Origin of the sequence: Pusillimonas sp. NJUB218, assembly GCF_003788685.1 — a bacterium.
Taxonomy (GTDB): domain Bacteria; phylum Pseudomonadota; class Gammaproteobacteria; order Burkholderiales; family Burkholderiaceae_B; genus Neopusillimonas.
The window spans coordinates 188,367-213,271 of sequence record NZ_NQMK01000001.1; the positions used below are offsets into that span (position 1 = coordinate 188,367).

Consider the following 24,905-nt stretch of genomic DNA (forward strand, 5'->3'; position numbering starts at 1 on the left):
GGGCCGGCCCGGCTCGGCGGTTTTACAGGTGAACCCTATGTTGTTTGTTGAAATTGTTCTCACATCGCTGATGCTGGGCGGGCTGTATGCGCTCATAGCGATGGGGTTGACGCTGCAGTACGGCGTTGCGCGCATCATGAATTTGTCGCATGGCGAGTTCATGATCGGCGCTGCGTTTCTGGCTTACTGGTTTGTGACCAGCTTGGGCGTAAACCCGTTATACGCACTTGCCATGGTGGTTCCGGTTGGTTTCGTGGTGCAGTGGCTGGTGTACCAAATTTTGCTGACCCCGCTGGTCAAGCGGGCGCCCAACGCCGATGCGCTTGAAGTCGACAGTATTTTGGCCACGTTTGGCATTTTGTTCGTGGTGCAGGGCATTGTGCTCATTCTTTTCGGCGGTAGTTATTACAGCTACGAGTACCTGGCTATGCCGGTCAACGTACTGGGTACGGCGGTGGCGGCCAACCGTTTGCTGGCAGCGTGTGCCGCAGTGGTTATTGGGTTGCTGGTGTACACCGTGCTGGTGCGGTCGCGCTGGGGTACGGCGTTGCGCGCTATGGCCAACGCGCCAAGGTTCGCGCATCTGGTGGGTATCAATCCTCGTGCCATGGCGGCTTTTGCGTTTGCGTTGGGCGGCGCCCTAGTAGTCGGGGCCGGTGTTCTGGTGAGTATGTTCTTGCCTTTCAGTGCCTCCATGGGTGTGGCCTTTACCATGAAGGCACTGGTCATTGTCATTATGGGCGGTGTTGGCAATTTACTTGGCTGCTTGCTGGCTGGCTTTTTGCTGGGGTTCGTCGAAACCCTGGTTTCGCGGTTCGTCGATCCGGGGCTGACCATGGCCGCGACCTTTGGCATTTTCCTGTTGGTGCTGTTGCTGCGTCCCCAGGGTATTTTCGGGAGGGCCGGTAAATGAGTCGCGCAACCACAGTCTTTTCGCCGGGGTTCGTCGCAGTGGCACTGGTTTTGCTGGTGGTCGCTGCATTACCGCTATTTGTAGAAAGCGGGTATTTCTTGTCGTACACCATTAACGTGCTGCAGTACGGTGCATTGGCTACGGCCTGGACGTTGTTCTCGGGCCCTACTCGTTATATTTCACTGGCTACCACTGCTTTTTTTGGTATTGGGGCTTATACCGTCGCTGTGTTGTCGGAAGTATTGCCCTGGGGCGGCGTGTTGTTGGTGGCGGCGCTGGTGGGTATTGTGCTGGCCCTGATCGTGGGCCTGTCTACTTTGCGGTTGTCGGGTGTGCACTTTGTGATTTTCACCTTTGGCTTGTCCGAGCTGATCCGCCAGTTGGTTACTTGGTACGAAGTCAATATCACGAAGTCTATCGGTCGGTATATCTTTCTCGACATCACCCAGCAGCAAATTTACTGGCAGTTGCTGGCGTTGCTGTCGCTGGCTTTGTTTGCCGGTTGGCTGATTCGCCGTTCGCGCCTGGGCCTGGCCTTGCGGGTTATTGGCGAAGACGAGCACGTCGCGCGCCATCTGGGCATCAACACCACGCGGGCAAAGGTATTGCTGTTTGTCATTAGCGCTACCTTCATGACCCTCGTCGGCGCGGTCATGTCGCCACGCTGGACATACATCGACCCCGCCATTGTGTTTAATCCTATCGTGTCGTTCCAGGTACTCATCATGTCGTTGCTTGGGGGCGTCGGGCATTTGCTTGGTCCATTGGCGGGGGTCATTCCTTTGACGGCGCTATTCGAGGTTTTGTCTGCCAATTTCCCCAATCACTTTGCCGTTCTGCTGGGGGTTACTTTCCTCGTCATTGTTTATCTGGTGCCCAACGGCGTACTTGAACTGATCCGCGGCTGGTTGCGTTCGTCGCGCCAGGGCGGGAAAGGGGGGCAAGCATGACCTTGCTGAAAATTCGTGATTTACGAAAATCATTCGGCGGGCTGAAAGCCGTCGACGGCTTGAGCTTTGACGTTCAACAAGGCGAGGTTCTGGGCTTGCTGGGTCCTAACGGGTCGGGTAAAACCACCGCCATGAACCTCATCTCCGGCGCGCTTCGCGCCGATTCCGGCAGTATTTTGCTGGGTTCCGACGAGTTGGTCGGGATGGCGTCATATCAAATCGCCCGGTTGGGTGTGGCTCGCACCTTTCAGCTTGTGCGGGTGCTGGGGGGCATGAGCTGCCGCGAGAATGTCGAGGCCGGCATGGCGTTCCGGCCCGATCATAAGTTTGGGGCCTTGGCCTACGACGAAGCCATGACGTTGCTCGACACCGTCGGTCTGCGCGAATTTGCCGAAACGCCTGCGGGTGACTTGACTTACATCGACCAAAAGCGGCTCGAGCTGGCGCGTGCGCTGGCTCTCAAACCCCGGTTGTTATTGCTTGACGAATGGCTGGCCGGTTTGAACCCCACCGAGCTTCAGGTGGGCATTCAGCTTATCCGCGATCTGCGTGCCAAGGGGCTCACCATTATTCTGGTCGAGCATGTCATGGATGCCGTTCGTGCCTTGTGCGATCGTTGCGTCGTGATGTTTGCGGGTAGCAAGCTGGCCGAAGGCGAAACCGCAACCGTGCTTGCGCAAGAAGAAGTCATTACCGCCTACCTCGGAGCGCCTCATGTTTGAAGTCAGTCAGTTGTCGGTGCGTTACGGCAAGCATCAGGCACTAGATAACGCAGCCATTACCGTCAATGCGGGTGAGCTGGTCGTGATTTTGGGAGCGAACGGCGCCGGCAAGTCCTCTATGCTGAGGGCATTGGGCGGCATGCTGAAGCCCTTGCCGGGTGCCAGTGCCAAGCTCGATGGAACCGAGTTGTTGTCGGTGCCGCCGCATCATATTGTCGAATACGGCCTGGCGCTTGTGCCTGAAGGGCGCGGCGTTTTTGTCGACCTTACCGTACGAGAAAATCTGCAGTTGGGGGCGCTGACGCGTCGGGCCCGATCGGCCGAGGCTCAAAATTTGCAGCGCGTGCTCGAACTATTTCCCCGCCTGGCCGAGCGCCTGGCGCAACGCGTGGGCACTATGAGCGGCGGCGAGCAGCAAATGGTGGCTGTCGGACGGGCGCTCATGTCTGCGCCCAAAGTCTTGTTACTCGACGAACCCTCGCTGGGTTTGTCACCGCTTATGTGTCAAGAGCTGTTCCGGGCCATTGACCGTGTGCGCGAGTTGGGCGTGGGTATTTTGATGGTCGAGCAAAATGCCAAGCTCAGCCTCGAAATTGCCGATCGGGGGTACTTGATCGAAACAGGCCGTATCGTAGGCGAGGGCTCTGCCGAGCAATTACGTGACGACCCGGCTGTGCAACGCGCATATCTGGGGTCGCATTAGCAGGCATGCCGTCTGGCCATGTTTGCGCCGCGTTTGACTGCCGGCGCTGCGTATGCGTCGGCAGTCGACACCCTATTGCACACCCAAACTTGTAAAATCGGGGCTTCGGCTTACAAGCCCCGGTCTTACTGTTCAGGTGCGCCATGTCAAACCCCGTTCGTCTCACCCAATACAGCCATGGTGCTGGTTGCGGCTGCAAAATTTCACCTAAAGTTCTCGACGTCATTCTGGCGGGTAGTGGTGCGCAAAACCTCGACCCGCGCCTATGGGTGGGTAATGCATCGCGCGACGATGCTGCCGTGTATGGCATAGACGACGAGCAAGGGGTGGTGTCGACGACTGATTTTTTCATGCCTATTGTCGATGACCCGTTCGATTTCGGCCGCGTTGCAGCCACCAACGCCATCAGCGATATCTACGCTATGGGCGGTAAGCCTTTAATGGCGATTGCCATTTTGGGTTGGCCGGTTAATGTGCTGCCCCCCGAGGTGGCGCGCGAGGTCGTGCGTGGTGGGCGCGCGGTATGCGATGACGCGGGTATACCGCTGGCCGGAGGTCATTCTATCGATGCGCCCGAGCCCATTTTTGGCCTTGCCGTCACCGGGTTGGTCAACAAGCGTCAGCTTAAACGTAACGACACAGCTACCGAAGGTTGTCTGCTTTACCTGACCAAGCCGCTGGGTATTGGCATTTTGACCACGGCCGAAAAACAAGGCAAGTTGCGCCCGCAAGACGTGGGCCGTGCGCGTGACCTGATGTGTACGTTGAACAGCGCCGGCCACCATTTTGGCCGACTCGACGGCGTCAAGGCAATGACCGATGTGACCGGTTTCGGGCTATTGGGGCACTTGCTTGAAATGGCCGATGGCAGTGGGCTGACCGCAGAAATTGACGCCACTCTCGTGCCTCGTATCGAAGGCATTGATCACTATCTTGGGCAGGGCTGCGTGCCAGGCGGTACGCTGCGCAACTTCGACAGCTATGGCCATGGTGTAGCGGCGTTGACCGACGATCAAAAGCATTTGTTGTGCGACCCGCAAACCAGCGGCGGCCTATTGGTGGCTGTCTCACCAGATGCCAATGCTGCCTTTCTTGAAGCTGCCGCCGGGTTGGGTTTGTCGCTTTCCCCCTTGGGCCGCTTTGTTGCGCGCGCAACTCATGGGGTAGTGCTTAAGTGACCCGCAGCAACACCGACGATTTCAGGGCATTGTTTCTTAGCGAGGCACCCCTTATGGACGTGCGCGCCCCGGTGGAATTCGGGCGCGGGGCTTTTCCTGGGGCCGTTAACCTCCCGCTCATGAACGACATCGAGCGCCAGAAAGTGGGCACCTGCTACAAGCTTAAAGGTCAGCAGGCCGCAATCGAGCTTGGACATCAACTGGTCTCGGGCAAGGTCAAGGCCCAGCGCATCGAGCAATGGGCGGCGTTTGCGGCCGCTAATCCCGACGGCTACTTGTATTGTTTCCGAGGTGGATTGCGTTCACGCATCAGTCAAGAATGGCTGGCGACCGAGGCTGGTGTCAGCTACCCACGTATCGTTGGCGGCTACAAAGCCATGCGTACCTACCTTATAGGGGTACTGGAACAGGCTATTGCGCAGTGCCGCTTTGTCGTGGTGGGTGGGATGACCGGTTCGGGTAAAACCGATGTCTTGGGCCAATTGGACAATGCCGTCGACCTTGAAGGCATGGCCAACCATCGGGGGTCGAGTTTTGGCAAACGGGTCGCTCCGCAACCGGCGCAAATCAGTTTCGAGAATGCGCTATCCGTTGATTTGCTGAAGCGTCAGGCGCGCGGGCAGCATGCTTTCGTCGTCGAAGACGAAAGCAGACTGATTGGTAGTTGTGCATTGCCACTGCCGTTGCATCAGGCCATGCAGCGGTTTCCCGTGGTGTGGCTGGAAGACGCCTTCGAGTCGCGGGTTGAGCGTATTTTGCGTGATTATGTGGTGAGCCTGGCCGACGAGTTTGTCGCTGCGTATGGCCCCGAACAAGGGTTTGAGGCGTTTGCGCAGCGCATGCGTCAAAGTTTGGGCAATATCGTCAAGCGTCTTGGGCACGAGCGGTATCAAAGGTTGGCCGCGCAAATGGACGAGGCCTTGGCTGCCCAGCAAGCTGCGGGCGTTATCGATTTGCATCGGGCCTGGATCACCGGCTTGCTGCACGATTACTACGATCCGATGTATGCCTCGCAGCGCGAAAAAAAAGGCGCGCGCATTGTGTTCAGCGGTACCCAGGCCGAGGTGGTCGATTATCTGCGTCGGCACTGCGTCTGAATCATGTGGCCCGCCGCCCTAATATTTGTTTTTACGCTGGTGCTGGTGATATGGCAGCCCCGGGGGTTGGGTATTGGTTGGGGGGCAAGCTTCGGCGCTGCGTTGGCTTTGCTGGCCGGCGTCGTGTCGTTGGCCGATGTCGCCACAGTCTGGGGCATCGTCTGGAATGCCACCGGCAGTTTTATTGCGGTTGTCATAATCAGCCTGCTGCTCGATGCTGCGGGGTTCTTCGAGTGGGCCGCGTTGCACATGGCACGTCGCGGTCGTGGTAACGGCCGATACCTTTTTGTGTTGATGGTGTTGCTGGGCGCTGTCGTGACGGCCTTTTTCAACAATGACGGCGCGGCGTTGATCCTTACCCCGATCGTTGTGGCCATGCTGATGGCTTTAGGCTTCTCGCCAGCCGCAACGCTGGCGTATGTCATGGCTGCTGGCTTTATTGCCGATGCCGCCAGTTTGCCCTTGGTGGTTTCGAATCTGGTCAATATTGTTTCAGCCGATTATTTCAATATCGGGTTCGGGCGCTATGCGTCTGTCATGGTGCCAGTCAACGTCGTGTCGGTCACGGCATCCCTGATTGTTTTGATGCTGGTGTTTCGTAAAGACATTCCCCGGCAGTACGACTTGGCGCATCTTCAGTCTCCGGTCTCGGTGGTGCGCGACCGGCCAGTGTTCATGGCCGGGTGGCTTGTGCTGGCGCTGCTACTGGTGGGTTTTTTCTGGCTTGAGCCCCTTGGGGTGCCGGTCAGCGCAGTGGCTGCCGTAGGCGCTTGTCTGTTATTGCTGGTGGCGGGACGTAGCCCTGTCATTAGCACTCGCCATGTGTTGCGCACCGCCCCATGGCACATCGTAGTGTTTTCCATGGGAATGTATCTGGTGGTCTATGGGCTGCGTAATGCCGGCCTGACGCAATGGCTAACCGACGCACTTGATATGCTCGCCGGGCAAGGGCTGTGGGCGGCCACGCTGGGCACCGGGTTATTGAGTGCGGTTTTGTCAGCCCTAATGAACAACCTGCCTACGGTTTTGATTGGTGCGTTGTCTATCGACGCCAGTCAGGCGCAGGGCGCGATTCGCGAGGCCATGGTGTTTGCCAATGTGGTGGGAAGTGACCTGGGGCCAAAAATGACACCGATTGGTAGCCTGGCCACGCTGCTGTGGTTACACGTATTGGCGCGTCGCGGCGTGTTGATCAGCTGGGGCTATTACTTCAGGGTTGGCGTCGTGTTGACAGCGCCGGTACTTCTGGTCACGTTGGCGGCATTGGCGCTGCGACTTTCGATCTAAAAGACGTGGTTGCTTTTGTTGGCAGCGCTTGCCGGAGCAAGCCACCTTTTTAATCAAAGGTGGTGCTGCGGCAATGGGGGCGAGTAGCGTGCTTCTGGAACAGCGATTACTTAAGCCGTTGATCGAACCAGGCCAGGGCTTGTTGCCAGCCATCTTTGGCAGGGGCCTCGCGGTAGCTGGGGCGGTAGTCGGCATGAAACGCGTGCGGGGCGTCAGGGTACACAATAAATTTCGATGCTTTAGCTGCAGCATCGCCCTGGGCAAGGGCGGCTTTCATGGCTTCTACGGTGTCCAGCGGAATACCGGCATCTGCACTACCGTATAACCCAAGCACCGGGCCGTTTAGTTTGGCCGCCACATCGGTGGGGTGGCTGGGCGTCAGGTCGGTTTTGTCGCCTACCAGGCGACCGTACCATGCTACGCCGGCTTTAACCGATGGGTTGTGTGCGCTGTACAGCCACACAATACGGCCACCCCAGCAAAAGCCGGTAATACCTAGTGCTTGTGTGTTCCCGCCGTTTTTACCGGCCCACGCCGTTGTGGCGTCGAGGTCGCTCATCACCTGGGCATCAGGCACCTTGCTGACAATTTCGGCAAACAGTTTGGGGACTTCGGTGTACGTTGAGGGATCACCCTGGCGGGCGTACAGTTCTGGCGCAATGGCCATGTAGCCCGCTTTGGCCAGCCTGCGGCAAACATCTTTAATGTATTCGTGAACCCCGAAAATTTCCTGGACCACCAGAATGACTGGAGCATTTTGTGCATTGGCCGGCATCGCACGGTAGGCGGGCATGTTGCCGTCACTGACGGGAATGCTGATTTCACCCGCTGTCAGGCCGTTGGTGTCGGTGGAAATGGCGGTGTTGGCCATAATCGGGCCGGCGGCCAAGGTAAAGCCAGTGGCCAGAGCGGTGGCGATAAAACCGCGACGGTTGAGCGTCAGCGGCGGCAACAGGCTGTTCAGGTCGGCGTCTGGGATACGGTTCATGCAAGTCTCCGCTAGGAAAGGGTCTATGAAGCACGTCAAACAGCTTTGAATAATAAAGGTGTTTGTAAGCTTTGCCCTGTTAAAAAGCGTGACAACATTAATGGCGACTGCGACTGCGACTGCGACTGCGACTGCGACTGCGACTGCGACTGCGACTGCGACTGCGACTGCGACTGCGACTGCGACTGCGACTGCGGGTAGCGCTTAATTGCGTTGTCTCGTGGCCCTGCGCTGTCTGCTGTGTGTCTGATGCGCAGCTTAGTCGCTGGGGTCAAGGCAAAACGGCGTGCGCTTGTCGTGGCTGATCTGAACCACTTTGGTCGGGCGGCCTGCTTCGTCGAAGCGGACATAACCAATACCGGCCTGGTTGAGTAAGCGCTCACCGTGCGATGCTGTCTCGGGCTTGAAGGGCGAAACCTTCATGCGGCGGCGTTTGGTAAACCAGTTCAATGGCGATCTGGGTGAATATAGCCAGCGGCTCAGGCGATCGAGGGTATCCAGTAGTTTGCGCGGGAACTCGTTTTTAATGCCGCTGCTGGTCACTTGCCACAAATGGGGTTCGCCGCTTTGCGAACGAAGCTTTACGCCATACACGAATGAGTAGTGCACGTCACCCGACAAAATCACAAAGTTGGCGGGTGTGCGGGTATGCCCGAAAATATTCAGGATCGCGTTCGCCGTGCCCCGATGGGCCATCCAGTTTTCGGCGTCAACCAGCAATGGCTTACGAATCCAGGTAAATACTTTTTGTATGACTTCGATCAGCTTGACGCCAAATACGGGGGCCGGCGATACCATCACAACGGCGTCGTGGTGAAGCAGCTCGTTTTGAAGCTCCGACAATGCCTCCCAATCCATTAAGCCCGAAGGCCGACGCAGGTCGCGTTCCGAGCGCCAGCGTCGCGTGCGTGTGTCCATCACGACAAGCTTTGGGCTAGTGGGCAAGGTGTAGTCCCAGCGATGCAAGTGCAAGAGATGGTCGATCAGTGCATCTTGTTGCGTGGCTTCGGGTGTTGCAGACCACTGTTTGACACGCTTTAGCGTCAGACCCTCGAAGGCATCGGGGTTGTTGCCCCAGCCCTGACACAGCAAGTAGCCGATCAGGGCATTGCCAATAATGCGCTTCGAAAAGGGATGCCCGTAAGCCGTCTGTTCCCAGTCTGCCGTCAGGTTCCAGTCATCGGTAATGTCGTGATCGTCAAAGATCATGAGCGTAGGGACATGCGCCAGCAGGCGTCTGACCTTGGGTAGCCCCGCTACGAACCTGACCAGTGGTTCGCGTTCTCGTTGGTAGCGTTCGGCTTCCTCTTGCGTCAGTGTTTCGGGTGCACCATGCGCTAACGGTTTCCAGGTTTCAGGCGACCACACCAGCAAATACATGGCAATAACTTCAGCCAGGGTGACCAAGTGGTTATCAGCGTTGCTGGTGGTAAACACCGGCTTTCTGGCGCCTTCGAAAAAGCGCTTTTGAAGCGGCTCGTTGCTGCGTACGTCGGGGAGCAGGTCGTTGCGGTGGTAATAGTTGTACTGGCTGGCAAACAAAGCTTTGCTATCAGAAACCAGCGCGCCTTCAATGGTTTCGTCAAAAAGCCCCAGTGTTTCTATGAGTTGATGGATGGCGGTCAACATCGGGCCAGCAACGTCGTCTGCATACACCTGGTCGCCGGTCATCATGAGCGCGGCGGGCCAGCGCTTCGGTGTGTCGTTGCGTTCGCTTAGCCAGTTTTCGGCCGCCAGCAGCCCATCGTCTACGGGGTGATGCGGCTTGCGGCACGATCCGTGCAAAATGCGGTCCAGTCGACTGCGCAGCACAAATTTCGGCAAAAGCTCCCCCGGCATACAAAGCTCTGGGTCTTCAGCGGCGGTGCTGTGCCAGTCATCATCGCCTGCCCTGCGCCATTCAATGTCGTAGGCAATGAATTCGTCTTCGGTAAGCGGCGTGCCGAGTTCAATATCCAGCAGCTGTATGAAGCAATGGGTGCCTACCTGCACTTCGTGTTGTTGGCGCTGTGGGTCGAGGGTTAGCGTCTGTTTTTGGGCGTCGTGCAGTTGCAGTCGAAGCTGGCACGATGACTGGGTGGCCATCCAGAACACAATGCGTTGCTTCTCCAGACGCCGTAAGATCGGGCCTGCCAGTACCTGTTGGGTGGAAATGCTCATGAGTATTGTGTGTTTGCGGTGTTATGCCTTTACCTGATAGGCTGTTTTACCTACAATGAGTTCCAAATACTATTAAAGGATACCGGTTATGGATCTGTCTGTTGAAGCCGTTGTTAATACCGCATTGGCGCTCGAAGGCGCTACAGTCCAGCAAAATCAACAGATGCTGTTGCTGCGTAAAACCCTTGAATCGCAGGCGCAGGTCATGCAACAACTTATGGCACCGCTCGAGCCCAAGCTGGCGACGTCGGGTGCTGTGGGTACGCGTTTGCACGCAGTTGCTTAAGCGCTATTTGGCAGCTGCGTTGTACATAAAGGCGTTGCCTGGCTTGTAGGCTTCTGGCGCAGGTAGCACCAAACTTTTACGCCCCAAAACAGGTTAAACCGCCTGTTTTGGGGCGTAATGCATTTAATCTGACTTTTAACGCTGTAGTGTGCGTATCTTGTAAAGGCCCATCAAAATATTGTAACGGGCAACAGATTTTGTCTTAAGTTTTTGCGGTTCATTCCGTAAACAAGTTATTTGCCTCTGCACTTATGCGGGGCATCTACCCAAGTGCAGGTCCCATGCTCGTAAGTAGCTATAACTTTTCATTGGTGCTCTGGTCGCTGTTTGTTGCTGTGTTGGCGGCATATACCGCGCTCGACATGGCCGCGCGTGTCGCCTCTGCGCGTGGGGCGCAGGCGGGGGGCTGGCTGATAGGTGGCGCATTAGCCATGGGCCTGGGTATTTGGGCCATGCATTTTGTGGGTATGCTGGCGTGCAGTTTGCCTGTTCCGGTGGGGTACGACCCCGTCCTCACCGCCGTGTCTTTATTGTTGGCCATTGTGGCGTCGGGTCTTGCGCTCTGGACTGTCTGCCGTCCCTCGCTGCCGCTGCCGCGTCTACTGGTCGGGGGGCTGTTCCTTGCGGCGGGCATTGCCGGCATGCACTATCTGGGCATGGCGGCAATGCAGTTGAGCCCGGCCATTCAGTACCACATGGGCTGGTTTGTTACCTCGCTATTGATTGCCTATGGCGCTTCAGTCGCTGCGTTGTGGGCTGCGTTCAAGCTGCGCGCTGAAGGTCGTCATGTCTGGCTGCAACGTGTTGGGGCGTCCGCGATCATGGGTATGGCTATTGCAGGTATGCACTATGTGGGCATGGCTGCGGCGCAGTTTCCTGCACATGCCCAGTCTGCCGCAGGGATGTCAGATTTCAATGCTGAAGGTCTGGCCGGCATGACAATTGTCATTACGGTCATTGTGCTGGGTGGGGCGTTGCTGGTGTCGTTGTTCGACATGCGTGCTCAGTCTCAAACGCATTCCCATAGCCAGGCCACGCGCGAACTTAAGTATCTGGCGCTACACGACAGCCTTACTGGCCTGCCCAATCGCACCTTGCTCGAAGATCGAATAGACCGTGCGCTGGTCAACGTGCGGCGCGACGGCGGGCGCTTTGCCCTGCTCATGATGGACCTGGATGGTTTCAGGGTGGTGAATGACGCTTATGGCCATCATGTGGGCGACCGTTTACTGCTTGAGGTCGCGCGCCGGGTGCAGTCGCACATTCGTGGCCAAGACACCTTGGCCCGCCTGGCCGGGGATGAGTTTGTTTTGCTGATGGATATCGTCGAGCCCGCCGATGCTGCCACTCAGGCGCACAAGGTACTGTCTTTTATTAAAAAGCCGTTTCATGTGGCCGGCCAAGAAATTCATGTGTCAGCCAGCGTGGGTATTACCTTGTGCCCCGATGACGGCAACGAGCGTCACGATCTGCTCGCTCAGGCTGATGCTGCGCGCCATCATGCCAAGAACGCCGGGCGTAATACCTACAGTTTCTTCGAAACGTCCATGCATGCCAATGTGCAGCAGCAGCTCAGCCTGTTGCAAGACTTTCGAAAAGCTCTTGAGAACAACGAACTTAGCCTGGCCTATCAGCCCAAGTTGCATGTGGCGTCTGGAAAAATATCCGGGGCTGAGGCCTTGCTGCGCTGGTGGCACGACGAACACGGCCAAGTGGCGCCCGACCGCTTCATTCCGTTGGCCGAACGTACGGGCCTGATTGTGCCGATTGGCGAATGGGTGCTCGATCGCGCCTGCCGTCAAGTGCGCCAATGGCAAGACGATGGTTGGCTCGAGGCTGCGGTGGCGGTCAACTTGTCGCCCATGCAGTTTCGTCACAGTGGGCTGGTCACAACGGTGCGTACCTTGTTGAATCGTTACGGGCTCAAACCGCAGTCGCTCACCCTCGAGATCACCGAGTCTACGGCCATGCACGATACCGAATCCAGTATTGTGATTTTGCAGCGCTTGTGTGATTTGGGCGTGCGAATTGCGATCGACGATTTCGGCACGGGCTATTCCAGCTTGTTGTACTTAAAGCGTTTGCCCGTCGATGAGCTCAAAATCGACCGAGGGTTTGTGCGCGATCTGGCCCCCGAAACCGAAGATCGCGCCATTGTGGGGGCGGTTGCTGCCTTGGCTCAAACCTTGGGGCTCGAAGTGGTGGCCGAAGGGGTCGAAACTCAAACCCAGTTCGAGGTACTGTCGCAGTTGGGGTGTGATTATCTTCAAGGCTACTTGCTTGGGCGGCCCATGGCCCCCGATGCGCTCCTGGACCGGGCGATGAAACCGTCGGGTTTTCCCGACATGTACGCTTAGGGAAAGCCCGGAAACCGGCGCGTAACCTCTGCTTACACCCCGTTTTTTCTTGTTGTGCATGCTACGATTGACCGCTAAAGTTTAGGGCCGTGCTCCCGCCGGTTTTCCGTTTTTGTTTATGCTTTCAAGGATAGCTCATGCGTAAATTTGTGCGCCATGGTGCAAAAGCCCTGCTGGCCGGGGTTGCTGCTTCTGTATTGTTTTCGCCAGCGTTTGCCGAGCCTATGTCGGGTAATGGTATCAGTGTGCGTGCTGGTGCGGGCAATCATTATCAGCGGTACGAAATGGCCTGGGAGTCTCCCTCGTTTTATACCTATCAGTTCGAAAGCAATAATAGTCGTCTCGATCTGTTGGCCGAGGTAAGTGGCTCGTTATGGCGCGCCAGTGGTTCACGCGAGCCTTCAAGCATGTGGCAGTTGGGCGCCGCGCCGTTTGTGCGTTGGAGCGTCAACAACGCGTTTTACTTCGAAGCTGGCTTAAGCGCCAACGTATTTTCGCGCAGCCGTTTTGCCGATAAAGACATGTCAACCAAGTTCCAATTTGGCGAACACGTTGGGTTTGGGGCTTATTTGGGCGATGACACCCGTCTGGGGCTGCGCTACTCGCACTTTTCAAACGCAGGCATTAAACGTCCCAATCCCGGCCTGGATGTCTTCCAGGTATTGTTAAGCCATCAGTTTTAAGCTGTTTTAAGTGCTGCGCTTAGCCAGTCAATAAAAACCCCCGGGCACGCCCCGGGGGTTTTTATATGGTCTTCGACAGCAGACATTTGCTACCTTTGCATGGCTGCAGCAGGCACCCAATATTGTGTTGTTTGACGTGCATCACATCGGGGTGATTTGATCGATTGTTTTGTCTGCGCACCTTGCGCCATACTACGCGCTAACACATGGGGAAACGTATATGGCGCTTCGAGGTTTGCACAATAAATTGTGGGTGTGGGTAATGGCGGCTCTGCTCGTAGCAGCCGCTGGCGCGTATTATTGGCGATCCCTCCAGGCAGCGGGCTATGGCGAGTCATTTGTTAGTGGCAATGGCCGGATCGAGGCCACTGAGGTCGACGTTGCCACCCGGCAGCCTGGCCGCGTGGTCGATATTTTAGTGAACGAAGGCAGTTTTGTGCGGGCGGGCGATGCGTTGGCCCACATGCAAACCGATACGTTGCTGGCTCAACGCGCCGAAGCGCAGGCCGTCTACGATCAAGCGGTCAATAATGTTCAGACGGCGCAGGCCCAGGTGGCTGCTCGCGAAAGCGACCGCACGGCAGCGCTGGCGCTCGTGGCCCAACGCGAAAGCGAGCTCCGCCTTGCCAGACAAAGCTTGGCGCGTACCGAACAATTGGTGGCCGGTGGCGCCACGTCGCGTCAAACTCTCGACGAACATCGCGCCGCCGTTGTGGGCGCTCAGGCCGTTCTCGAAGCCGCGCGCGCTCAGGTCGCGGCAGCCCAAGCGGCGGTGCATGCGGCGCAATCTCAGGTCATCAGCTCGGGTTCGGCGGTTGCTGCCGTGCAAGCTACTATTAAACGCATCCAGGCCGATATCGATGATGCGGTCTTGAAAGCGCCTCGCGATGGTCGCGTACAGTACCGCATCGCCCAGCCTGGTGAAGTGTTGGCGGCGGGGGGTAAGGTACTCAACCTTGTTGACCTGGCCGATGTCTACATGACGTTTTTTCTGCCCGAAACTGTTGCGGGTCGCGTGGCGTTGGGTGCTGATGTTCGCCTGGTGCTCGATGCGGCTCCAGGCTATGTCATTCCGGCCAAAGTGTCGTATGTGTCCAGTGTGGCACAGTTCACCCCGAAAACGGTCGAGACGGCCAGTGAGCGACAAAAGCTGATGTTCCGGGTCAAGGCCCAGATCGACCCCGACCTGTTGCGTCGTCATCTCGAACAGGTCAAAACGGGGCTGCCGGGTGTTGCATGGCTCAAGATCGATGATCAGGCCTCGTGGCCTCAGGCGCTGACGGTTAACGTTCAGTAGGGTCAGGTCATGACAATGGTGGCCCGCCTTGACGCTGTTTCTTTGCATTATGGCAAGGTGGCAGCGCTGGACAATATTCGGCTCGATATCCCCGCTGGCAAAATGGTGGGGCTGATCGGTCCAGATGGCGTGGGTAAGTCCAGCTTGCTGGCTCTTTTGGCGGGTGCCCGCCGTATTCAGGTCGGCGACGTGTTTGTATTGGGCGGCAGTATGGCCGAATCCGCCCATCGTGATCAGGTGTGTCCGCGCATTGCTTATATGCCGCAAGGCTTGGGCAAAAATCTGTATCCCACATTGTCGGTCGAAGAAAATCTTCAATGCTTTGGTCGTCTTTTTGGCCACGACGCGGCCGAGCGTCGTCGCCGTATCGATGCGCTCACGTGCGACACGGGGCTGTTTCCGTTTTTGACGCGCCCGGCCGGCAAGTTGTCGGGCGGCATGAAGCAAAAACTAGGGTTGTGCTGTGCTCTGATCCACGACCCCGACTTACTGATTCTTGACGAACCCACCACCGGCGTAGACCCGTTGGCGCGACGCCAATTCTGGGACTTGATCGATCGCATTCGCCGCGATCGCCCCGGCATGAGTGTGGTGGTGGCGACGGCCTATATGGAAGAGGCCGAGCGCTTTGATTGGCTGGTGGCGATGGATGCTGGGGCTATCCTGGCAACGGGTACGCCGGGCGAGATCAAAAAAATGACGTCGACCGACGCGCTTGAGGCTGCATTCGTTGCATTGCTGCCCGACGATCGCCGTCGCGGTTATGCCCCTGTTGTATTGCGACCGCCTGCGCAAGGCCAGGTGGCCGAGGTTGCCATCGAAGCGCGCGACCTGACTATGAAATTTGGGGACTTCGTCGCTGTTGATCATGTCAGTTTCAGCATTCGCCGGGGTGAGATTTTCGGGTTTCTGGGGTCAAATGGCTGCGGCAAGTCGACCACCATGAAAATGCTGACGGGGTTGTTGCCCGCCACCGAAGGTCAGGCCTGGCTGTTTGGCCGTGAAATCGACTCTCACGATGTCGCCACCCGTCGTCGGGTGGGGTATATGTCGCAATCGTTTTCCCTGTACAGCGAACTGACGGTTGCCCAGAACCTGGTGCTGCATGCGCGCTTGTTCAGCGTTCCCGAAGCTGAAATACCCGGCCGTATGCAGGCCATGGCCGACCGATTCGGGCTTAACGATGTGCTGCACGCATTGCCGACGTCATTACCCCTGGGAGTGCGTCAGCGGTTGTCGTTGGCCGTTGCAGTGGTGCACGGCCCCGAGTTGCTGATTCTCGACGAGCCCACTTCGGGCGTCGACCCCATTGCCCGCGACATGTTCTGGCAACTCATGATTGACCTGGCCAGAGACGACGGCGTCACATTATTTATTTCGACACACTTCATGAATGAGGCGGTACGTTGCGATCGTATTTCGTTCATGCATGCCGGGAAAGTGCTGGTCAGCGACACGCCGGCAGCGCTAGTTGCAAGCAGCGGCACCGCGTCTCTGGAAGGGGCGTTTATTCATTACCTTGAGGCGGCGGTTCGGGCCGAAGCGGTAGCGAAAGTCCCGCCTGTTTCACCCGCAAAGCATAGTGAGTCTTCGCTTGAAAAGACTGCGTTACCTGTGGCGCCGGTTGCCGGCGACGCTATTGGCGGCCCTCCAGCTCATGCGGCGCCGCAGTCGCCAGACAAAGCCCGGGTGCCGGGCTTCAGTGTTTCGCGCCTGCTCACGTATGCGCACCTCGAGTCATTGCAATTGCAGCGAGACCCCGTGCGGCGGTTGTTGGCGCTGGCGGGCACGCTGATACTGATGCTGATCATGGGCTATGGCATCAGTATGGATGTCGAAGACCTGACCTTTGCGGTGCTTGACCGCGATCAGACGACATTAAGCCGTGACTATCACCTGAATATGGCTGGGTCGCGCTATTTTATTGAGCGACCACCCATCACCGATTATGACGACCTTGATCGTCGCATGCGCAGCGGTGAGCTGGCTCTGGCGGTTGAAATTCCCGCCGGCTTTGCGCGAGACCTGAAGCGCGGTCAGATGGTGGATATTGGTGCCTGGGTTGATGGCGCCAACCCTCAACGGGCGGAAACGGTACGCGGCTATGTTCAGGGGTTGCATCAGGGGTGGTTGGTTGAGCAGGCCCGTCAGCAAATGGGGCAAAGTGCCGCGGCCTTGACACCGTTTTCCATCGAAACCCGGTTTCGATACAACCCCGATGTTAAAAGCTTGCCGGCCATGGTGCCCGCCATTATTCCGCTCTTGCTGTTGATGATCCCGGCCATGTTGACGGCGCTGGCGGTGGTGCGTGAAAAAGAGCTGGGCTCGATGATTAATTTTTATGTCACGCCCGTTCGGCGCAGCGAGTTTCTTTTAGGGAAGCAACTGCCGTACATTGTTTTGGGGATGTTTAATTTTTTGCTTATGGCGGCGTTGGCAGTCACTCTGTTTAACGTGCCGGTAACCGGCAGTTTCTGGGTGCTGGCCCTGGCGGCGCTGGTGTATGTCACGTTTGCAACCGGATTCGGGTTGTTTGCCTCCAGCTTTACGCGGTCGCAAATCGCCGCCATGTTCCTGACCATGATTGGCACCATCTTGCCCGCCATTCAGTTTTCCGGGTTGCTGAACCCAGTGTCCTCACTCGAGGGGCCCGGTGCCCTGATTGGGCAGATCTACCCGGCCACTCATTTTCTATTGGTCAGTCGGGGAATTTTTAGCAAGGGGCTCGGGCTGGGCGACGTGTGGCATGCCTTATGGCCATTGGCGTTGTCGGTACCGGTTATTCTGTTGCTGGCTATCGCTTTGTTGCGCAAGCAGGAACGTTGACATGGGGCACCACGATTCGGGGCTATTCGTCTGTAAAAGGTCCCAGGCATGAGCGGCATCAAGACCATCTATCGGTTGGGCGTTAAAGAGTTGTGGAGTCTTTGGCGAGACCCGGTCATGTTGATTCTGATCGTTTATACGTTTACTTTTTCTATTTACACCGCCGCTACGGCCATGCCCGACACCTTGCACAATGCGCCTATTGCCATTGTCGATGAAGACCAGTCGCCGTTGTCGGGGCGGCTCTTTGCTGCGTTTTACCCCCCGCAGTTTGCCGCGCCCCAGCAGATTGATATCAATGAGGTTGATCCGGGGCTCGATGCGGGCCGGTATACCTTTGTGTTGAATATTCCGCCCGATTTTCAACGTGATGTTTTGGCCGGTCGTCAGCCGGTGGTGCAGTTGAACGTCGACGCAACTCGCATGTCGCAGGCGTTTGCCGGCAGCGGGTATATCCAGCAAATTCTGTCTGATGAGGTCAATGCATTTGTTCAGCGTTATCGCACCGTATCGGCGTTGCCCGTTGATCTGGCTTTGCGCATGCGGTTTAACCCCACGCTGGAGCGGGCATGGTTTGGCGCTCTGAACGAGATCATCAACATTATTACGATGTTGTCGATTATTCTGACAGGTGCGGCGCTCATACGAGAGCGCGAACACGGCACTATTGAGCACTTGCTTGTCATGCCGGTGACACCCGCGCAGATTATGCTGTCCAAAATATGGTCTATGGGCCTTGTTGTGCTGGTGGCGTCGGCGCTGTCGCTGGTGTTCGTGGTGCAAGGGGCGCTGCGGGTGCCGATTGGCGGCTCGGTTGGCCTGTTTTTGGCGGGTTCGGCATTGCACCTCTTTGCCATGACGTCGATGGGTATTTTTATGGCGACATTGGCCCGCAGCATGCCGCAGTTTGGCCTGTTGTTTGTCCTGGTGTTGTTGCCGCTCGAAATGCTGTCGGGCGGGACGACGCCGCGCGAAAGCATGCCAGTATTGGTTCAAGACGTCATGTTGGCCGCGCCCACCACTCATTTTGTGCAGTTGGGTCAGGCCATTCTGTTTCGTGGTGCCGGGCTCGACGTCGTTTGGCCGCAATTCTTGGCGCTCGCCGTCATTGGTACACTGTTCTTTGTCATTGCCCTGGGCCGATTCCGGCGTACCCTAAGCCAGATGGCATGACATCACCACTCGCCCACAAGGCCGGAGACCCGTTCATATGTTAGCCAACGACCTGTTCCAGCAAGCCACCGACTACTTTACCGACGCCTGGCAGCGCTCGGTGTTATATGCGGACGTCATGCGCCGGCGAGGCAACCAGTATCGCGCGCACATGCAAGAGAAAACACCGCATGTGCTGAGCGTACCTTTCGAATTCGTGATGAACGGGCGAGACTTGCCCGACCCGGTCAATTATGGCTTGTGCCGCATTTTGCCCGAGCCCGGCATGGTCATTGATCCCAAGAAAAGGCCGTTCGTGGTGGTCGACCCACGCGCCGGGCATGGCCCTGGCATTGGGGGGTTCAAGGCCGAAAGCGAAATTGGCGTGGCCATGCGGGCCGGGCATCCGTGCTACTTCATTGGTTTTTTGCCCGATCCGGTGCCGGGCCAAACCGTGTTCGATGTGGTGCGCGCCGAAGCAGCTTTTTTACGCAAAGTTATCGAGTTGCAACCCGAGGCCGAGGGCAAGCCAGTGGTTATTGGCAATTGTCAGGCAGGCTGGCAGATACTCATGACTGCAGCGCTGTACCCCGAGCTTTTTGGCCCCATTATTGTGGCCGGCGCACCCGTGTCGTACTGGGCGGGTTGGCGCGGGAAAAACCCAATGCGCTACACCGGCGGCATGCTGGGCGGCACGTGGCAGGCTGCCTTAACAAGTGATTTGGGTGCGGGCAGGTTCGACGGGGCCTGGCTGGTGCAAAACTTCGAAAATCTGAACCCGGCCAACACGTTGTGGACAAAGCAGCATCATTTGTACGCCAATATCGATACCGAAGTCGATCGTTACCTTGGCTTTGAAAAGTACTGGGGCGGTTACGTTTATCTAACCGAGGAAGAGATCCAGTTTATTGTCGACAACTTGTTCGTGGGCAACCGGCTGGCGACGGCCGGCATCGTGACCGACGAAGGGGTGCGGGTTGATTTACGCAATATTCGCTCGCCGATTGTGGTGTTTTGTTCCCGAGGCGACAACATAACGCCGCCACCGCAAGCGTTGGGTTGGATTCCCGACCTGTATCAGGCCGACGAAGAAATTTACGCACACAACCAGACCATTGTCTATGCCGTGCATGACAGCATTGGGCATTTGGGTATTTTTGTATCGGGTAAGGTAGCCGCCAAAGAGCATCAAGAGTTTGCCGCCAATGTCGACCTCATCGACATCTTGCCGTCGGGCATTTACGAAGCGGTCATTCATGACAAAGACGACACCACGCTGAACCCCGACCTTGCTTTTGGCGATTATGTGTTGTCGTTTCAGCGCCGCCGTCTTGATGATGTTCGCCGCATCGTCGACAACAAACCCGAAGATGACTGGAAATTTGCGGCGGTCGATAACGTGTCGCGACTGAACCTGGGCTTGTATCGCAGCTTTGTGCAGCCCTGGGTCAAGGCCTGGGCGACGCCGGCGCGCGCTGGTGCGCTGGCCGCACGCCACCCTTTGCGGGTCTCCTACGAAATGTCCTCCGACGACAACCCTTGGGCGCGGGATGTCGCGCGTCAAGCCGAAAGGGTGCGCGCAGAACGCAAGCCTGTGTCTGCCGATAACGTGTTTTGGCAGTGGCAAGAGGCTGCATCCGAAGCTATTGAGTCAACCCTCGATGCCTGGCGCGATATGCGAGATCAGGCCACAGAACAAACTTTTATGCAGGTATATGGTTCGCCCTGGATGCAAGCTGTGTTTGGCCAGGGTGTAGCGCGTGATGCCCACCCGCGGCCGCATCCGGGTACCTCGGCCGAGCATCGGCGCATGGTGCGCGAACAGGTCGAGTCCTTGTGCAGGCAAATGTCTGAGGGTGGCGTCAACGAGGCCATTGTGCGATCGATTATTTACGTCAGTCGTCACGTGGGTAGTTTCGATGAACGTAGTTTCAATATGGCGCGTCGCTTGCGTAGTACGCATGCGTTGTCCGACATGCCGTTGCCAGATTTCAAACGTATGGTGCGTAAGCAAGGTTTTCTGATGCTCATCGACAAGCAGCAAGCGCTGGACACCTTGCCCGACTTGTTGGCGGGCGTAGGTCATGCCGAGCGGCAGAATGCTTTTGAGTTTATCCAGTCATTTATCAGGGCCGCTATCCAGGTTCAAGATGATGTGGCTGAAAGTATGCAGGTGATTGCCGAGCGGTTCGGCGTCGCGGCTACCAAACTTCAAGGAGCGGATGGTGTCGCTTAAAAAGTTGGGGGGCGGCGCCCTTGTCGTTGCCTTACTGGTGCTGGCGGCCGTATGGGCCTATGGCGTATGGTTCAAGCCTGCGTCGGCTGCTTACATCGACCCGTCTGACGGCGCCATGGTCGAGGTGGGCCGACGGGTTTACCATGCGCAATGCGCTGCCTGTCACGGTACACAACTCGAAGGCCAGCCCAATTGGCGCACCCGTCTGGCCAATGGCCGCTTGCCTGCACCACCGCACGATATCTCAGGGCATACCTGGCATCACCCCGACGCTGTTTTATTTGATATTGTCAAAAATGGTCTGGTGCCCGGTGTCACGGCACCGCCAGGCTACGAAAGCGATATGCCTGCTTATGCCAGCGTTTTGTCCGACGATGAAATCCGTGCCAGTCTGGCGTACATCAAAACATACTGGACCAAGCAAGCGCTCGACGTTCAGCGCAAGCTGACGCTGCAACCGCAATAAAGGGGCGCTGTTTGACCACCATGTTCCGCTGCATCACTCATGACTAAACACACCCCAGCCCCCGAAAAAGCACCGTCGCGCTCACATCTGGCCCCGCAGTTCGAGGGCTATGAAGACGGGTTTCGTCACCGGCTGTTTGTGGTCATTTTCGAGGCTGATACTCGCCTCGGGCGTTGGTTCGATTTCCTGCTGATTGCCGCGATTTTGTTAAGTGTTGCCGTGGTCATGCTCGACAGCATCGAAGCCGTCCGGCTGAAGTATGGCGGGGCGCTGACAACGATCGAGTGGGTTTTTACAGCGTTGTTTACGGTCGAATATGTGGCGCGCCTGGCTTGCGTCAAACAGCCGTTGCGGTACGCGCGCAGCTTTTATGGTGTGGTCGACTTGCTGGCCATTTTGCCCAGTTATGCCGCCGTTTTCGTGCCCGAACTGCACGCCTTGTTCGACCTGCGCCTGCTCCGGCTGTTACGCATTTTCCGGCTTTTGAAACTGGCGTCTTATGTGCGCGAGTATTCGCTGTTGGGTCAGGCGCTATTGGCCAGCCGCCGGAAAATCATCATTTTCTTGTCGGTGGTGGCCATTGTTGTTACCGTGAACGGGACGTTGTTGTACGTTATCGAGGGCGGCCCCGGTACACCCTTCAGCAGCATTCCCACTTCAATCTACTTTGCCATTACAACCCTGACAACCGTCGGGTTTGGCGACATCACGCCGCAAACCGATGTGGGCCGCGCTATTACGTCGTTTACCATGCTTATTGGCTGGAGCATTCTGGCCGTGCCCACCGGCATCATTTCATCCGAACTGACCGCGCAGCGTTTCTGGCCTCACGTTAATACGCGTACCTGCCCCGAGTGCCTGGCCAGCGGGCTCGATGCTGACGCAAAGTTTTGCAAAAGCTGCGGTCATGCGTTGCCCGACTACGAAACCGACGATGCGCTGCGTTAGTTCGGGGAGGTCGCGCGCGGGTGGCGCCAGGGCTGCGTCGTGTACAATTTTTGCTCTGCATAATCTCCAGCGACGTCGTCTACCCATGTAACGCACGATCCCGCCGTATTTTTACGGCGCCCTTCTTTTTGCTTCAGGCCCCCGGTTTTGGCGGGGGCAATCCCTTTTTGGTTTCTTTGCCGACCGCATGACGTGTTTACGCATCGGCGCGCTGCTTATTTTCAGGTTGTTTCTAATGTCGTTTGAAAGAATGCGAGACGAATGGTTCTCGAACATTCGTGGTGATGTGCTGTCCGGGCTGGTCGTTGCGCTGGCGCTGATTCCCGAGGCCATTGCGTTTTCTATTATTGCCGGTGTCGACCCCAAGGTGGGTTTGTATGCTTCTTTCTGTATTGCGGTGGTTATCGCATTTGCCGGTGGTCGCCCGGGCATGATCTCTGCCGCAACCGGTGCGATGGCGTTGGTGATGGTGACGTTGGTCAAGTCACACGGGCTGGAGTACCTGTTGGCGGCCACGCTATTGACCGGCGTGTTACAGATTTTTGCTGGGTGGCTGCGGCTTGGGGCGCTTATGCGCTTTGTGTCGAAGTCGGTGGTGACGGGCTTTGTGAACGCGTTGGCCATACTGATTTTTATGGCGCAGTTGCCGGAATTGATCAATGTGAACTGGATGGTCTACCCCATGGTAGCGGTTGGTCTGGCCATTATTTATCTTTTCCCACGGTTGACGCGGGCGGTGCCGTCGCCTTTGGTGTGCATCGTGCTGCTGACGGCGGTGTCAATGTATTTCGGCTTCGATATTCGAACGGTGGGCGATATGGGCGAGTTGCCTGATAGCCTGCCGGTATTCCTACTGCCCGATGTGCCGTTAACGTTGGAAACCTTGCAGATCATTTTTCCGTATGCAGCGACGCTGGCTGTTGTCGGGTTGCTTGAGTCAATGATGACGGCGTCGATTGTTGATGAGCTGACTGATACACCCAGCAACAAGAATCGTGAGTGTACGGGTCAGGGCTTGGCCAATATTGCGTCAGGCTTGATGGGCGGGATGGCCGGTTGCGCCATGATCGGTCAGTCGGTAATTAACGTAAAGTCAGGCGGGCGCGGGCGTCTGTCGGCGTTTGTGGCGGGCGTTGTCCTGCTGATTCTGGTGGTGTTTCTGGATGAATGGGTCAGCCAGATTCCTATGGCGGCGTTGGTTGCCGTGATGATCATGGTCTCCATCGGTACCTTCAAGTGGTCGTCTTTGCGCGAACTGTTTACGCATCCGAAAACGTCCAGTATCGTGATGGTGGCTACCGTTGCCGTGGTTGTGGCAACGCACGACCTGGCCAAAGGCGTTTTTGTCGGGGTCTTGCTCAGCGGCATATTCTTTGCACATAAAGTGGGCCGTGTTCTACGAGTCGAATCCCGCGCCGAAAACGAAGGTCGTATCCGTGTTTATCAGGTGGTTGGACAGGTGTTTTTTGCGTCTGCCGACACCTTTGGCCAGTCGTTCGACTTTAAAGAGGCCATTGAACGTGTGCGTATTGATGTCAGTCGGGCCTGTTTCTGGGACATCACCGCTGTCGGTGCTCTCGATGCTGTGGTCCTTAAGTTTCGCTGCGAAGGGGCCGAGGTCGAGGTGATTGGTTTGGATGCCGCTTCGGCGACGTTGGTCGACCAATTTGCCATTCACGATAAACCCGGCGCCATTGATCGCCTGATGGGGCACTAAGGAGAATTCCATGAATAAAGTTGTCGCGTGTATTGATGATTCGACCCGCGCAGCGGTGGTTTGCGATTTCGCGATCTGGGCCGCTCGCTTGCTGGACGTCAAGCTTGAGTTCCTGCATGTGCTCGACCGTCACCCAGAGCGCGCCAGTATTAGTGATTACAGCGGTGCTATTGGTATTGATAGCCACGAGAGTCTGTTGGAGCAACTGAGCGCACTTGACGAAGAGCGCAGCAAACTTGCGCAAGAGCATGGTCGCCAGATTTTGCAGGCGGCGCGTCAGCGCGCCGAAGCGGGCGGTGTGTCGGCTGTGGATACCGTGCAGCGCCATGGTGCGTTGGCAGAAACCTTGCTCGACCTCGAACCTGACACCCGTTTGGTCGTTATGGGGCAGCACGAGCAGGCGGGGGCATCGCGCTGGTACCTCGACCAGAATGCCGAGCGGGTGGTGCGCAGCCTGCAACGCCCGGTGATGGTCGTCAATGGCGCGTACAAGGCGCCGGAGCGCTTTGTGATTGCTTTCGATGGAAGCGATACGGCCATGAAAATGGTGCAAATGGTGGCGGCCAGCCCCTTGCTTAAAGGGCTCGACTGCCATTTGCTGGTAGCGGGCGATCCGAGCGCTTCGGTGCGCGAAAGTCTTGCCCAGGCCCACGAAAGCCTCGAAAGCGAAGGCTTTGCCGTGAGCGATGTCGTGCGGGTGGGCGAGGCCGAGCAGGTCATTCGTGATTATGTGCTTGAGTGTCAGGCCGATGTGCTGGTCATGGGCGCCTATGGCCATTCGCGCATTCGTCACCTGATTATGGGGAGCACTACGTCTACGTTGCTGCGCACCAGCCCGGTGTCTATGTTGGTGCTGCGCTAGCGTCCGTTGTTCTACCAGGACTTTTTGTCAGGTCGTAAAACTCTTGCAATCTACGCTGGTTAGTATCAAGCCCGTTT

At 57.1% G+C, this 24,905-nt stretch carries 20 protein-coding genes; 18 read left to right on the forward strand and 2 right to left on the reverse strand.

Annotated features, from left to right (window positions below; all coding sequences use genetic code 11):
• Window positions 1–37 precede the first annotated feature (37 nt).
• The 7 genes from CHR62_RS00880 to CHR62_RS00910 all read left to right on the forward strand — a co-directional run bounded on the left by CHR62_RS00880 (window position 38) and on the right by CHR62_RS00910 (window position 6,850).
• Window positions 38–913: a branched-chain amino acid ABC transporter permease gene (locus tag CHR62_RS00880; RefSeq protein WP_093969888.1), complete on the forward strand. Its 876-nt coding sequence runs from the start codon at window positions 38–40 to the stop codon at window positions 911–913.
• Window positions 910–1,863, forward strand: coding sequence for a branched-chain amino acid ABC transporter permease (locus tag CHR62_RS00885; protein WP_123659701.1), 954 nt, complete (start codon window positions 910–912; stop codon window positions 1,861–1,863). Before CHR62_RS00880 ends, CHR62_RS00885 begins: the two co-directional genes overlap by 4 nt.
• The gene (locus CHR62_RS00890; RefSeq protein ID WP_123659702.1) at window positions 1,860–2,585 is read left to right on the forward strand and encodes an ABC transporter ATP-binding protein; all 726 of its coding nucleotides are present in this window, start codon (window positions 1,860–1,862) and stop codon (window positions 2,583–2,585) included. Before CHR62_RS00885 ends, CHR62_RS00890 begins: the two co-directional genes overlap by 4 nt.
• Window positions 2,578–3,288 carry an ABC transporter ATP-binding protein gene (locus CHR62_RS00895; RefSeq protein WP_123659703.1) on the forward strand — a complete coding sequence of 237 codons (711 nt, stop codon included), beginning with the start codon at window positions 2,578–2,580 and terminating at the stop codon, window positions 3,286–3,288. The genes CHR62_RS00890 and CHR62_RS00895 overlap by 8 nt, the downstream gene beginning before the upstream one ends.
• A 143-nt stretch (window positions 3,289–3,431) precedes the next feature.
• Window positions 3,432–4,466, forward strand: coding sequence for a selenide, water dikinase SelD (gene selD / locus CHR62_RS00900; RefSeq protein ID WP_123659704.1), 1,035 nt, complete (start codon window positions 3,432–3,434; stop codon window positions 4,464–4,466).
• On the forward strand, window positions 4,463–5,563 hold the full coding sequence (gene mnmH, locus CHR62_RS00905; protein ID WP_123659705.1) for a tRNA 2-selenouridine(34) synthase MnmH: 1,101 nt from the start codon (window positions 4,463–4,465) through the stop codon (window positions 5,561–5,563). Before selD ends, mnmH begins: the two co-directional genes overlap by 4 nt.
• 3 nt (window positions 5,564–5,566) lie before the next feature.
• Complete coding sequence (locus CHR62_RS00910; RefSeq protein ID WP_123659706.1) at window positions 5,567–6,850, forward strand: arsenic transporter; 1,284 nt, start codon at window positions 5,567–5,569, stop codon at window positions 6,848–6,850.
• A gap of 106 nt (window positions 6,851–6,956) precedes the next feature.
• Here the strand turns inward: CHR62_RS00910 and CHR62_RS00915 are convergent, their stop codons facing one another.
• Both CHR62_RS00915 and CHR62_RS00920 read right to left on the reverse strand, forming a co-directional pair.
• Window positions 6,957–7,838: a dienelactone hydrolase family protein gene (locus CHR62_RS00915; RefSeq protein ID WP_123659707.1), complete on the reverse strand. Its 882-nt coding sequence runs from the start codon at window positions 7,836–7,838 to the stop codon at window positions 6,957–6,959.
• Window positions 7,839–8,096: 258 nt separating this feature from the next.
• Window positions 8,097–9,998 (reverse strand): alkaline phosphatase D family protein, encoded by a 1,902-nt coding sequence (locus tag CHR62_RS00920; protein WP_123659708.1) that lies wholly within the window; start codon window positions 9,996–9,998, stop codon window positions 8,097–8,099.
• A gap of 88 nt (window positions 9,999–10,086) precedes the next feature.
• Between CHR62_RS00920 and CHR62_RS00925 the strand changes: the two genes are divergently transcribed.
• From CHR62_RS00925 to CHR62_RS00975, 11 genes are all read left to right on the forward strand, one after another.
• Window positions 10,087–10,284, forward strand: coding sequence for a hypothetical protein (locus CHR62_RS00925; protein ID WP_093969880.1), 198 nt, complete (start codon window positions 10,087–10,089; stop codon window positions 10,282–10,284).
• Between the two features lie 281 nt (window positions 10,285–10,565).
• Entirely contained in the window at window positions 10,566–12,641 is a 2,076-nt protein-coding gene (locus CHR62_RS00930; protein ID WP_123659709.1) for a bifunctional diguanylate cyclase/phosphodiesterase, read from the forward strand.
• A gap of 137 nt (window positions 12,642–12,778) precedes the next feature.
• Complete coding sequence (locus CHR62_RS00935) at window positions 12,779–13,324, forward strand: acyloxyacyl hydrolase (RefSeq protein WP_123659710.1); 546 nt, start codon at window positions 12,779–12,781, stop codon at window positions 13,322–13,324.
• 262 nt (window positions 13,325–13,586) lie between these two features.
• Complete coding sequence (locus CHR62_RS00940) at window positions 13,587–14,621, forward strand: HlyD family secretion protein (protein WP_233574781.1); 1,035 nt, start codon at window positions 13,587–13,589, stop codon at window positions 14,619–14,621.
• 9 nt (window positions 14,622–14,630) lie between these two features.
• Window positions 14,631–17,447, forward strand: a complete 2,817-nt coding sequence (gene rbbA / locus CHR62_RS00945) for a ribosome-associated ATPase/putative transporter RbbA (protein WP_123659712.1) — start codon at window positions 14,631–14,633, stop codon at window positions 17,445–17,447.
• A gap of 48 nt (window positions 17,448–17,495) precedes the next feature.
• A complete protein-coding gene (locus tag CHR62_RS00950; RefSeq protein WP_123659713.1) occupies window positions 17,496–18,620 on the forward strand; it encodes an ABC transporter permease in 1,125 nt (374 codons plus the stop codon).
• 37 nt (window positions 18,621–18,657) lie between these two features.
• Complete coding sequence (locus CHR62_RS00955; RefSeq protein WP_123659714.1) at window positions 18,658–20,835, forward strand: DUF3141 domain-containing protein; 2,178 nt, start codon at window positions 18,658–18,660, stop codon at window positions 20,833–20,835.
• Window positions 20,822–21,301: a c-type cytochrome gene (locus CHR62_RS00960; protein WP_093969873.1), complete on the forward strand. Its 480-nt coding sequence runs from the start codon at window positions 20,822–20,824 to the stop codon at window positions 21,299–21,301. The genes CHR62_RS00955 and CHR62_RS00960 overlap by 14 nt, the downstream gene beginning before the upstream one ends.
• 39 nt (window positions 21,302–21,340) lie before the next feature.
• Window positions 21,341–22,249 (forward strand): ion transporter, encoded by a 909-nt coding sequence (locus CHR62_RS00965; RefSeq protein WP_093969872.1) that lies wholly within the window; start codon window positions 21,341–21,343, stop codon window positions 22,247–22,249.
• A gap of 235 nt (window positions 22,250–22,484) precedes the next feature.
• Window positions 22,485–23,966: a SulP family inorganic anion transporter gene (locus CHR62_RS00970; RefSeq protein ID WP_123659715.1), complete on the forward strand. Its 1,482-nt coding sequence runs from the start codon at window positions 22,485–22,487 to the stop codon at window positions 23,964–23,966.
• Between the two features lie 10 nt (window positions 23,967–23,976).
• On the forward strand, window positions 23,977–24,828 hold the full coding sequence (locus CHR62_RS00975) for a universal stress protein (protein WP_123659716.1): 852 nt from the start codon (window positions 23,977–23,979) through the stop codon (window positions 24,826–24,828).
• Window positions 24,829–24,905: the final 77 nt, after the last annotated feature.

Excerpts from the sequence above, each read along its gene's own strand:
- CHR62_RS00910 (WP_123659706.1), top strand. The coding sequence starts at position 5,567 with ATGTGGCCCGCCGCCCTAATATTTGTTTTTACGCTGGTGCTGGTGATA.
- rbbA (WP_123659712.1), top strand. The coding sequence starts at position 14,631 with ATGACAATGGTGGCCCGCCTTGACGCTGTTTCTTTGCATTATGGCAAG.
- CHR62_RS00935 (WP_123659710.1), top strand. The coding sequence starts at position 12,779 with ATGCGTAAATTTGTGCGCCATGGTGCAAAAGCCCTGCTGGCCGGGGTT.
- CHR62_RS00975 (WP_123659716.1), top strand. The coding sequence starts at position 23,977 with ATGAATAAAGTTGTCGCGTGTATTGATGATTCGACCCGCGCAGCGGTG.
- CHR62_RS00940 (WP_233574781.1), top strand. The coding sequence starts at position 13,587 with ATGGCGGCTCTGCTCGTAGCAGCCGCTGGCGCGTATTATTGGCGATCC.
- CHR62_RS00950 (WP_123659713.1), top strand. The coding sequence starts at position 17,496 with ATGAGCGGCATCAAGACCATCTATCGGTTGGGCGTTAAAGAGTTGTGG.
- CHR62_RS00895 (WP_123659703.1), top strand. The coding sequence starts at position 2,578 with ATGTTTGAAGTCAGTCAGTTGTCGGTGCGTTACGGCAAGCATCAGGCA.
- CHR62_RS00890 (WP_123659702.1), top strand. The coding sequence starts at position 1,860 with ATGACCTTGCTGAAAATTCGTGATTTACGAAAATCATTCGGCGGGCTG.
- CHR62_RS00925 (WP_093969880.1), top strand. The coding sequence starts at position 10,087 with ATGGATCTGTCTGTTGAAGCCGTTGTTAATACCGCATTGGCGCTCGAA.
- CHR62_RS00955 (WP_123659714.1), top strand. The coding sequence starts at position 18,658 with ATGTTAGCCAACGACCTGTTCCAGCAAGCCACCGACTACTTTACCGAC.
- CHR62_RS00965 (WP_093969872.1), top strand. The coding sequence starts at position 21,341 with ATGACTAAACACACCCCAGCCCCCGAAAAAGCACCGTCGCGCTCACAT.
- CHR62_RS00920 (WP_123659708.1), bottom strand. The coding sequence starts at position 9,998 with ATGAGCATTTCCACCCAACAGGTACTGGCAGGCCCGATCTTACGGCGT.
- CHR62_RS00970 (WP_123659715.1), top strand. The coding sequence starts at position 22,485 with ATGTCGTTTGAAAGAATGCGAGACGAATGGTTCTCGAACATTCGTGGT.
- CHR62_RS00960 (WP_093969873.1), top strand. The coding sequence starts at position 20,822 with ATGGTGTCGCTTAAAAAGTTGGGGGGCGGCGCCCTTGTCGTTGCCTTA.
- CHR62_RS00930 (WP_123659709.1), top strand. The coding sequence starts at position 10,566 with ATGCTCGTAAGTAGCTATAACTTTTCATTGGTGCTCTGGTCGCTGTTT.
- CHR62_RS00915 (WP_123659707.1), bottom strand. The coding sequence starts at position 7,838 with ATGAACCGTATCCCAGACGCCGACCTGAACAGCCTGTTGCCGCCGCTG.
- CHR62_RS00880 (WP_093969888.1), top strand. The coding sequence starts at position 38 with ATGTTGTTTGTTGAAATTGTTCTCACATCGCTGATGCTGGGCGGGCTG.
- CHR62_RS00885 (WP_123659701.1), top strand. The coding sequence starts at position 910 with ATGAGTCGCGCAACCACAGTCTTTTCGCCGGGGTTCGTCGCAGTGGCA.
- selD (WP_123659704.1), top strand. The coding sequence starts at position 3,432 with ATGTCAAACCCCGTTCGTCTCACCCAATACAGCCATGGTGCTGGTTGC.